Genomic DNA, 10,861 nt, shown 5'->3' with positions numbered 1-10,861 from the left:
TTGATTTATGAATTCACAAATACAAGATGTATTAGAGAATATAGAAAAAGTAATGATCGGCAAAAGAGAGGTTGCGGAGCTTAGCATAGTAGCCATGCTGGCAAGGGGACATGTCTTGCTTGAGGACGTACCAGGTGTCGGCAAAACAATGATGGTGCGAGCACTGGCAAAATCCTTTGATGCGCAGTTTAAAAGAATTCAATTTACACCTGATTTATTGCCATCGGATGTTTTAGGGGTATCTATTTATAATCCAAAAACGTTGGAATTTGAGTTCCGACCTGGTCCGATTATGGGAGATGTCATTTTAGCGGATGAAATTAATCGTACATCTCCGAAAACACAATCTGCTTTGCTTGAGGGGATGGAGGAAGCATCTGTCACAGTTGATGGTAAAACCTTAATCATTAACCAGCCATTTTTCGTTATGGCCACTCAAAATCCAATAGAGCATGAAGGCACATATCCGTTACCAGAAGCACAGCTGGATCGTTTCTTACTAAAAATAAGAATGGGCTATCCTACACGAGGGCAAGAAGTGGAGATTCTACGTCGAGCTGAACATGGTAAGCCGATTGAAAAAATTGAATCTGTGTTAACCGTTGCACAATTAATTGAATTACAGGAGCTTGTACAGGGAGTATATGTTGAAGGCTCTGTTAAAAATTATATGGTCGAGCTAGCGACTCAAACAAGGGAAGATAGCTATGTGCATTTAGGAGTAAGCCCTCGGGCAACAATTGCTTTAATGAAAGCCTCACAAGCTTATGCATTTATAAAAGGGCGTAATTATGTTACTCCTGACGATGTCCAATATTTAGTGCCATTTGTTTTTAGCCATCGTTTAGTATTAAAACCAGATGCTCGTTATGATAACGTGACGGCAGAGGAAATTATCGAGCGTATTATTGCGAAAACACCTGTGCCAACAAAAAGGTTTGCGGAGCAATGATGAAATGGCGAACTTTTATAGAGAAAAGTAAACATTTCTTATTAGTGTCTTTGTTAATGATCATAACGTTTTGTTATGCCATGTTCCAAGGTGGGTTTGTCAGCTGGTTTGTATTTTTTACGGTTAGTCCGTTTTTGTTATATGCATTTATTTTCTTACTAGTAAAAGAAGATATTTTACTTGTGGAACGCAAAATTGAGCCTTCTCATATTGAGAGTGGACAATCTGCTAAAGTTACAATTACGGTAGAACGAAAAACGCGCTTTCCGTTTGTTTATATGCTGATGGAGGAACTTGTAAACAGTGAAGCCCTTGTTCAATCGAAAGTGCAAGGAACAAATGCCATTAAGTTTGTAGGCTTCAGGAAGAAATTTAGTTGGAATTACGTACTGGAAAATATGCCCCGTGGCGAGCATCGTTACTTAGGTGTTACTATTGTTTTCTGTGATTTTTTTGGCTGGGCAAAAAAGAAAGTTGTAGTGGAAAAGGAACAAGTCATTTTAATTTATCCGAGAGTACGAGAGATGAAGTATGCTGCACTTCAAACAAAATTTGATGTTGGTACAATGATGTCACCTTATTCGATTGTTAAGGATACTTCTATGGCTGTTGGCTTACGTGAATATGTTCCAGGAGACCGTTTTTCATGGATTCACTGGAAATCATTTGCGAAAACGCAAACATTGCAATCTAAGGAATTTGAAGATCGTCAATCACAGGAGTTAATGTTGGTACTCCATGCCGAAAAGACTCCGTTATTTGAAGAAAAAATTGAGCTTGTGGCATCGATGTTACAAACAATTGTTGAAGAACGTGGAGATATTTCATTTGTTTCAGCCGGTGCTCAAACGAAGGTGTTTCCGATTATTCAAGGTAATAAGCAGCTAGATCAAGTAATGCATCATTTAGCTGCTTTAAAACCTGCGGAGACTGTCAAATTCCATTTACGAGATCAACATGCCTTTAAGCATGTCGCAACATTACTGTATGTTACGAGTGAAGTATCAGATGAATTACTTCATACTCTTGCCACTAGGGTAAAAAGCTGTATTTGTTTTGTAGTCGCGGAGCAGCCACCTATGCAATCAGAGCTAGTAAAGCGTTATAAGCAAATTCGAGTTGTGTATGTAAATCCAATAGATTATTACCATTTGTTCACGGAGGTGATGAAGCCGTGAAAAAATCACAAGGAGATTTTATAGAATTAGCAATAGCATACGTAATTATTTTTCTAATTTTACGTGAATGGCTTATTCCTGTAATGGAGCTAACAAATACAGGAGGGTTGCATTTATTTTTAGTGTTTATTGGTCTATCACTATTCCTCAGTTTATTTCAAGTACATCCATTTCTGTCGGGATTAGTGAAATTTGGCTATATTACTTGGTTTATAGTGTTTGTTTATAGTGATAATCCCTTTTTATCTGGACAGAAATTACCCTTTTTAATAAATGAATGGAAATGGAATATGTCAGTCATTCTTTCGGGCGACTTTGGACAAGTATCAGATGCGTTTAGGACTATGCTATTCCTTGCGCTTATTTGGATGTTAATATATCTAATTCACCACTGGATCACCGTGAGGAAAAATATATTCTATTTCTTTGCGTTAACAGTATTCTTTATTGCCACGCTCGATACGTTTAGTGAATATGATGGAAAGGTGGCAATTGTTAAAGTTATTGTACTTGGATTAATGATGACAGGCTTTCTTTTTGTCAAACGCTTATGGCTTCACACGGATGAACCGGGCAATGTAATAGAAAAGTGGAAGCTAGTTATACCGATGATTGTTTCAGTAATGCTTGTTAGTACAGTGGCATTCTTTTTACCTAAGGCAGGTCCGACTTGGGCTGATCCAGTGCCTTTTATTAAAGGGGTTGCAGGGCAAGGGGACTTAGGGACAGGTGAAAAAACAGTTGGTTACAGCGAGGATGATAGCCGATTAGGGGGACCGTTTCAAGGTGATAATACACTAGTTTTCACTGCAACTTCCCGTGATCGTCATTATTGGAGAATCGATACAAAGGATACTTATACATCGAAGGGTTGGATTCTTTCAGATGGGAACTTCGGACAAAATGTCTATCAGAACAATACCCCTATCCTAACTTCGTTACAAGTTGGAACTCCTGAAAATGTACGCCAGATTCAGATGGATATCGCTGCTCCAATGCCATTTTTAATTCAAACATATGGCATGCTATCTGTTTCTGCCCAAGATTCACCCCTGTTTATTCAGGATGGGCGTACTGAAAAAATAGCAATAGAACAACAAAATGGCGAGTCAAAATTATTGTCTAACTATACGATAGATTATAGTGAGCCAGTATATAGCATGGAGCAGCTCCAAACGTCAAAACCGTCCATGCTAGGAACATTAGATTCGTCCTTTGATCGTTTTTTACAGTTGCCAAATACACTCCCACAACGTGTTGGGGATTTAGCGACAGAAATCACACAAGATAAAGCTTCGGTATATGATCAAATAAAAGCAGTTGAAAAATATTTTTCAACTCATGGCTTTAGATACGATAAAACAGAAGTAGCAATCCCGGCTGAGGATCAAGATTATGTTGACCAGTTTTTATTTGATACTAAAATTGGCTACTGTGATAATTTCTCAACATCAATGGTCGTGCTCCTACGTTCCGTGGGGATACCCGCACGCTGGGTAAAAGGCTTTGCACCTGGTGAATCTGGTCCGATGTCAGATGGTTTACGTGAATATCGAATTACGAATGATAATGCACACTCGTGGGTAGAAGCATATGTACCTGGAACCGGCTGGATGGAGTTCGAACCAACGATTGGCTTTTCAGGGAATGTTAATATTGATTATGATATAAAGCAAGACACTCCTCAGCAAGAGCAAGTATTACAGCCAGAAAAAAAACAAGAGCAACCAGAGAAGGAAGAGTCAGCACCAAAGAAAGAAACATCTAGCAAAACGTTTAGCTTAGATACAGTATGGACATGGGTTAAAAAACTTACTTATGTATGGATTGCTCTGGGTGTTTTGCTGGTCATTGCAGGCATTAACCTGTTTATGCAACGTAAAACGTGGATACCTAAAATGCAAGTACGTGCATATCGTAAAAAAGAAGCGAACTGGACAAACTTTGATGCTTCTTACCATGCTTTAACGAAGCAATTATCTCGTATTGGATTACGCCGGAAAGATGGCGAGACATTACGAGCATTTGCTGAACGAGTTGATGCATCGTTAGAGACAGAGCAGATGCTAAAACTGACCGCTGTATATGAACAACATATTTATGGCAAGGATAAACAAGAGGTTGATTTTATGAAACTGAAAGAAAGTTGGGAATATTTAATCAATCGCACTATCAGTTGATTTTGATGGGGACAAAGAGTAAAATTAAAAAAAATTATATATGATTAGGATTGCTTTCATATAAGTTCGATAATAAGGTTCGGATGTTTCTACGAAATCACCATAAATGATTTCTCTATGAAGGTGAATGTTTTGGATAGGTGAGAAGGTTAGTGAAATACTTGTCTTTGCTACGCATTCGCCTTTATAAATTAAGAGCTTATGAACGCGTAGGAAGTTTTTACTTTCATACGCGTTTTTCTTTGAACATATGAAAAGTTCCTTTAAAAATAGTAGAAGAGGTGGAAATATTGTCAGCTAGCCCTTTATTAAAAGAGCAAGAAAAAATCGTCGTTCTTGACTTCGGTAGCCAATTTAACCAATTAATTACGCGTCGTATCCGTGAATTTGGTGTATTCAGTGAGTTACATCCACATACGATTACAGCAGAAGAAATTAAAAATATGAACGCAGCAGGTATTATCTTTTCAGGTGGTCCAAACTCTGTTTATGATGAAAAGGCCTTTCATGTAGACCCTGCTATTTTCGAATTAGGCTTACCAATCCTAGGTATTTGCTACGGTATGCAATTAATGGCACATACACAAGGTGGTAAAGTAGAAGGTGCTGAAACACGCGAATATGGTAAAGCTGAGATCCAAGTAACAGCTTCAAACAAACTATTCGGTGAGTTACCAACAGAACAGATCGTATGGATGAGCCACGGTGACCATGTAACAGAAGTGCCTGCTGGCTTTGAGGTAATCGCAACAAGTGCTGCTTGCCCAATCGCTGCAATGGCAAATGTAGAACGTAAACTTTACGCAGTACAATTCCACCCAGAAGTACGTCACTCTGTATACGGTAATGACTTATTACGTCAGTTCGTGTTCGATGTTTGTGAAGCAAAAGGCGACTGGTCAATGGCAAACTTCATTGAACTTGAAATCGCGAAGATCCGTGAAATAGTAGGGGACAAAAAAGTATTATGTGCACTTTCAGGCGGTGTAGACTCTTCTGTAGTAGCCGTATTAATTCATAAAGCAATTGGTGATCAGCTTACTTGTATGTTCGTAGACCACAACTTAAACCGTAAAGGTGAAGTTGAACAAGTAATGAAAACATTCACTGAAGACTTTGATATGAATCTTATTAAAATTGATGCACGTCAACGTTTCATGGATAAGCTTGCTGGCGTTTCTGATCCAGAGAAAAAACGTAAAATTATCGGTAACGAGTTTATTTACGTATTTGATGAAGAAGCGGCTAAACTTGAAGGAATGGATTTCTTAGCACAAGGTACGCTTTATACAGATATCATTGAATCTGGTACAGCAACTGCCCAAACTATTAAATCACACCATAACGTTGGTGGTCTTCCGGAAGATATGCAATTCCAATTAATTGAGCCACTTAACACATTATTTAAAGATGAAGTGCGCGCATTAGGGCTAGAGCTTGGTCTTGATGAAAAAATCGTTTGGCGTCAACCATTCCCAGGTCCTGGTCTAGGTATCCGTGTACTTGGTGAAGTAACGGAAGAAAAACTTGAAATCGTACGCGAATCTGATTTCATCCTACGTGAGGAAATCGCTAAAGCTGGTCTTGATCGTGACATCTGGCAATACTTCACGGTATTACCTGACATCCGTTCAGTTGGCGTAATGGGCGATGCTCGTACTTATGACTACGCAATCGGTATCCGTGCGGTAACATCTATCGACGGTATGACTTCTGACTGGGCACGTATTCCTTGGGATGTATTAGAGAAAGTGTCTGTACGTCTAGTAAACGAAGTAAAACACGTTAACCGCGTGCTGTATGATATTACATCTAAGCCACCAGCGACTATTGAGTGGGAATAGACCTATAGTATAATTTGGATTGTTGCCCCTATTCAACAATGTTTTTAACGTTATGAATAGCAAAAAGAGTGGGATTTAAAATAAGTCCCCCTCTAGCAGTCCCACCAAAATAACTTTTTTGGCTGATAAAATAGAACGTTTTGGTGGAAATAATTTGATAAGTGAATATATATAAAGCCTAGTTTAAGGATATGTCAATTGAATCCTTAAACTAGGCTTTTTTTATTTCATACTAAATCCTCGCTCTATATTTTAGAGAGAAATAGTCTTAAAAGATAACAATTCCCGGCGGATGTAACGATTTGGAAGAGAAGCTTTTCAAGCGAGTTCGAAAAAATCCAGACAAATTGTTTGTTTGCGCAAGGCGAAGCGTCAGCTGCAAATGTTTTCTGGAGCGACAGCTACAATAACGCCGAGGCGTTATTGATACCGTTATATGTTTTATGGGTTTTGGGTCTTTTCACATTTAAAGTTTGGAAATATAAATATGAAAATATATACAGTCAATAGTATAAATGGTAGAATAGTTAAAATATAAAAGGGGGTAAATTGGTTGGGTATACTCAAGAAATGGTTTGTTGCAGTTTTTGTACTCGTGATGTTATTTGGCATTCAGTATCAAGTAGCAGATGCGGCTGATTATCGAACAGTGAAGGTTGTAAGTGGCTCAAACTTGCTTGTGAGAGAGTCGCCGAATGATACAGCCAATTCTATTGGTAATCTAGGTAAGGGTGAGTTTGTGATAGAGTTTTCTTCCTCAAATGGTTGGTCTCACATTCAAGCAGGTGATGTAAAGGGATATGTTCCTTCCTCTTTTTTAAGTGTTCCACCTTCGAAGATTAGAATCGCAAATTCCAAAAGTGGTCTCGTTGTGAAATCTAAGCCATCTCCTTCAGCACCAACATTAGCTACACTAAAGTATAATATGATTGTTGAAGACTATGGATCGGTAGGAAACGGTTGGTCTTTTGTGCAATATGGCAATGTGGTAGGCTATGTTAAATCCGATTTTATTGGGCAGACTAAAACAACGACAAAGTACGTTAATACAGGTAGTGGGGTTATCGTTCGAAATATTGCCAGTCAATCTGGAGCTTCAGTAGGTTCATTAAGTAATGGTACACAGGTGACTGTACATGCTACATTAGTAGGTTGGTCTTATGTGACCGCTGGTAATATCAAAGGATACGTAGTAGATGCATTTTTATCCACAAAGAAACCTGTTGTGCCTTTCAACAATATTAACTTTAAATTGACTATTCGTGATGTAGAGAAAAATGAAAAATCAACGTTTATACAAAAACTTCAAGAGGGTAGAGAGACTTATTTAATCTATGAAACGACAAAATATGGCTATCCAGCAGAGTTGACATACATTTTTATAGGTGGGCAATTAGAGTATATTAGCTATGATTTCCTTCCTGAACAAGATAGTTATCACACATGGGATCAAATGTCTATTTTACATGACCTACTACATAGACAAGGGATTGTGGAATTTGGTAAGGATTATCAATTTACCTATACAAAATATAGCAGTCTACATACAAGCTGGGAAAAAAGTGGTTACACAGCTTTGATCACTGTGAATGATGACAATCTTTATACATCTGCAAGATTAACGTATTATCGTAAATAAAATTTTGCTCCAATGACAGGACCCTATGCTATATTAATTCTAAAGTATATTCCAAAATGGGCCGTTCTAAGAAACAACTTCGTATTAAGAAAGAGTTATACGATGAAGTATTAGGTATAGTTAACTAATGAATATCAATAGGACTCTATGTCGCTATTTAGTTTAGGGGGATTGAAATGGAAAAAAATATAGCGATGATTCATACACTTGCTATTGGTATGCCCAAAGAATTGCATGATAGTAATGGGCGCTCAATGATTACAGGGATTGAAAAAGGAAAAGTACAAGAAGTTTATTTGTCTACACGTGGATTTGAGGGGGATGATGTAGCAGATAAAAAACATCATGGTGGTCCTGACCGTGCCGTTTGTTTATATCCTGCGGAGCATTACATACAATGGGAACAGGAAACTGGTAAACCGTTGCCGACAGCAGCATTCGGTGAAAACTTAACAGTAACGAATATGTTGGAAGTGGATATTTGTATTGGCGATATTTATAAAATAGGTGATGCTGTCATCCAAATTACCCAAGGACGTGTACCATGCAGTACGATTGATAAATATACTGAGGCGAACATATTACTCAAACGTTTAATTGAAACAGGTTATACGGGCTACCTTGCGCGTGTACTGGAAGAAGGGAAAATTTGTGCAGATTCAAAAATTGAATTAGTGGAAAAGGACCCTGCGCGTGTTTCAGTTTTGCATTGCAACGAAGTGTATTTTAAAAACGAAGATGCACTTGCCATGAAACGTATACAAGCAGTTGATGCGTTAGCAGAAGATTGGAAACAAAAATTAGAAAAAAGAATTCAGCTCTTGCAAAGTAAAGTAATAAATTAAACATATGTCGATCAAGGGAGCTCTCCCATAATCGCTGTATGATAATCCGCTAGTATTCGAATGAATGTTAGCGGAATTTTTTATTTTATAACTATCGATAAAACGTTCAGTTCTAACCTATTTATGCAACGGTTTCTTAAAATGTGAACATTAAATAAGTTTTTTACACGAACTTTCGTATTTTATTTTTGAAAAATGTTCGGAAATAGGGTTGAAATCTAAAAAATGAAATGATATATTACGAGTGTAAATTAAATAAGTCGTCGTATAATGTCGGGGATAAGGCCCGTGAGTTTCTACCAAGTTACCGTAAATAACTTGACTACGATTTTAGTTATATATATATCAATGTATAGACACTAATTAATTTCACACAAAAACTGTAGTGAAATGTATCGTAGACATGCGACTAGTAGAGTAGTCAGCGTGTCTTTTTTGTTGTCGATATTGAAGACGACCATACGGAGGATTTCTTTAAAATGAAAAAGTATTTCATGTTCGATGAATTAGGAACTAATTATCGCCGCGAAGTTCTTGGTGGTTTTACAACGTTCTTAGCAATGGCTTACATTTTAGTAGTAAACCCAGTAACATTGACATTAGCGAATGTAAAGGATTTACCAGACGCTTTACGTATGGATTATGGGGCAGTGTTTGTTGCAACTGCTGTGTCAGCAGCAATTGGTTGTTTTATTATGGGGTTCTTGGCAAAGTATCCTCTCGCCTTAGCACCTGGTTTGGGTCTTAATGCATTTTTTGCATATACAGTAGTATTAGTAAACGGTAGTCCATGGCAGCATGCACTAGCAGCAGTATTTATTTCAGGTCTATTTTTCTTATTACTAACATTAACAGGCTTACGTGAAAAATTAATTAATGCGATCCCTATGGAATTAAAATTAGCAGTAGGTGCTGGTATCGGTTTATTCATTGCTTTTATCGGGATGCAAAATGCACACATTATAGTTAAAAATGATGCAACTTTAGTTGGTATCGGTAATTTACACGAACCAGAGGTATTACTAGCAATATTCGGTATTATAGTAACAGTTATTTTAATGGTGCGTGGTATTAAAGGCGGCGTATTCTACGGTATGGTGTTAACATCAATCGTTGGTATGCTTACAGGACTTGTTGATATTCCTGAAAAAGTTGTATCAGCACCACCTAGCATTTCACCAACATTCGGAGCGTTATTCAGTTCTTTCTCTGATCCAACCTTTTATACATTATCGATGTTGTCAGTAATTTTAACTTTCTTATTTGTAGACTTCTTTGATAATGCAGGGACATTAATTGCGGTAGCTAACCAAGCGGGATTAGTTAAAGATAATCGTTTACCACGCGCGGGTAAAGCTTTAATTTCTGATTCAATTGCAACGATTGTTGGTTCAATTCTTGGTACATCTACTATTACATCTTATGTAGAATCTTCTTCAGGTGTAGCAGCTGGCGCACGTTCAGGTTTCGCTTCAATTGTAACTGGATGTTTATTTTTACTATCACTATTCTTTTTACCGTTGTTAGGTGTGGTTACCCCAGCTGTTACTGCTCCAGCATTAATAATAGTAGGAGTTTTAATGGTTGCTTCTTTAGGCCAAATTGCTTGGGATCGCTTTGAAATCGCAGTACCATCATTCTTAACAATGATTATGATGCCATTAACATATTCAATCGCAACTGGTATTGCAGTAGGGTTCATTTTCTATCCATTAACAATGATTATTAAAGGGAAAGCGAAAGAAGTAAATCCGATTATGTATGTTTTCGCGGTAATCTTCTTATTGTATCTAGCAACTTTATAAAATAGAAGCTGTTCACAAATTCGGTTCGACGATATTTGTGAACAGTTTTTTGTTACAAGAATAATTTCTTTGCAGAAACATTTATATAGGAAAGGATTCAGTTTTCTATATAAAATGCATTTCACGGAATTATCTTTCTTTTTAAATACGGTTGTATTACTAGAAGATTAGTGATATATTTAAACACGTTGTTACGAAACAAACAGCAACTTAAAAAAACATTAACATAAAGAGTTGACGTAGAGTTAACATTATGTTAAAGTATAGAAAGTCACTTAGTTGTGACGAATTAATGAACCTTGAAAACTGAACAAGCAAAACGTAATCAATAAAGTTTTTAGTAGCTAACCTTGAGTTAGTGAACGAAACAAAATTTTGGACATCAAACATGATGCCAGCAAAACAATTTGAGCTAATC

The 10,861-nt window shown here is 37.2% G+C and carries 7 protein-coding genes and 2 riboswitches; all 7 genes read left to right on the top strand.

All coding sequences use genetic code 11. The annotated features are described in order from the left end of the window. Positions 1-7 precede the first annotated feature (7 nt). The 7 genes from BFJ97_RS19985 to BFJ97_RS19955 all read left to right on the top strand — a co-directional run bounded on the left by BFJ97_RS19985 (position 8) and on the right by BFJ97_RS19955 (position 10,443). Positions 8-952: an AAA family ATPase gene (locus BFJ97_RS19985; RefSeq protein ID WP_068986405.1), complete on the top strand. Its 945-nt coding sequence runs from the start codon at positions 8-10 to the stop codon at positions 950-952. Then, positions 949-2,130 (top strand): DUF58 domain-containing protein, encoded by a 1,182-nt coding sequence (locus BFJ97_RS19980; RefSeq protein ID WP_068986404.1) that lies wholly within the window; start codon positions 949-951, stop codon positions 2,128-2,130. Before BFJ97_RS19985 ends, BFJ97_RS19980 begins: the two co-directional genes overlap by 4 nt. Further along, positions 2,127-4,310, top strand: a complete 2,184-nt coding sequence (locus BFJ97_RS19975; protein WP_068986403.1) for a transglutaminase TgpA family protein — start codon at positions 2,127-2,129, stop codon at positions 4,308-4,310. The genes BFJ97_RS19980 and BFJ97_RS19975 overlap by 4 nt, the downstream gene beginning before the upstream one ends. Before the next feature lie 36 nt (positions 4,311-4,346). Beyond that, a riboswitch (purine riboswitch) is annotated at positions 4,347-4,448 on the top strand. Between the two features lie 152 nt (positions 4,449-4,600). Continuing rightward, positions 4,601-6,154, top strand: a complete 1,554-nt coding sequence (guaA, locus tag BFJ97_RS19970; protein WP_068986402.1) for a glutamine-hydrolyzing GMP synthase — start codon at positions 4,601-4,603, stop codon at positions 6,152-6,154. 553 nt (positions 6,155-6,707) lie between these two features. Then, positions 6,708-7,793 carry an SH3 domain-containing protein gene (locus BFJ97_RS19965; protein WP_068986401.1) on the top strand — a complete coding sequence of 362 codons (1,086 nt, stop codon included), beginning with the start codon at positions 6,708-6,710 and terminating at the stop codon, positions 7,791-7,793. A gap of 176 nt (positions 7,794-7,969) precedes the next feature. Further along, positions 7,970-8,638 (top strand): MOSC domain-containing protein, encoded by a 669-nt coding sequence (locus BFJ97_RS19960; protein WP_068986400.1) that lies wholly within the window; start codon positions 7,970-7,972, stop codon positions 8,636-8,638. Between the two features lie 243 nt (positions 8,639-8,881). After that, a riboswitch (purine riboswitch) is annotated at positions 8,882-8,983 on the top strand. A 134-nt stretch (positions 8,984-9,117) separates the two neighbouring features. Further along, a complete protein-coding gene (locus BFJ97_RS19955) occupies positions 9,118-10,443 on the top strand; it encodes an NCS2 family permease (protein ID WP_068986399.1) in 1,326 nt (441 codons plus the stop codon). The last annotated feature ends 418 nt before the right edge of the window (positions 10,444-10,861 follow it).

Origin of the sequence: Lysinibacillus xylanilyticus, assembly GCF_001708185.1 — a bacterium.
Lineage (GTDB): Bacteria > Bacillota > Bacilli > Bacillales_A > Planococcaceae > Lysinibacillus > Lysinibacillus xylanilyticus_A.
Note: the sequence above shows the minus strand (reverse complement) of the source record. Positions and strands in the feature narration are given on the sequence as shown.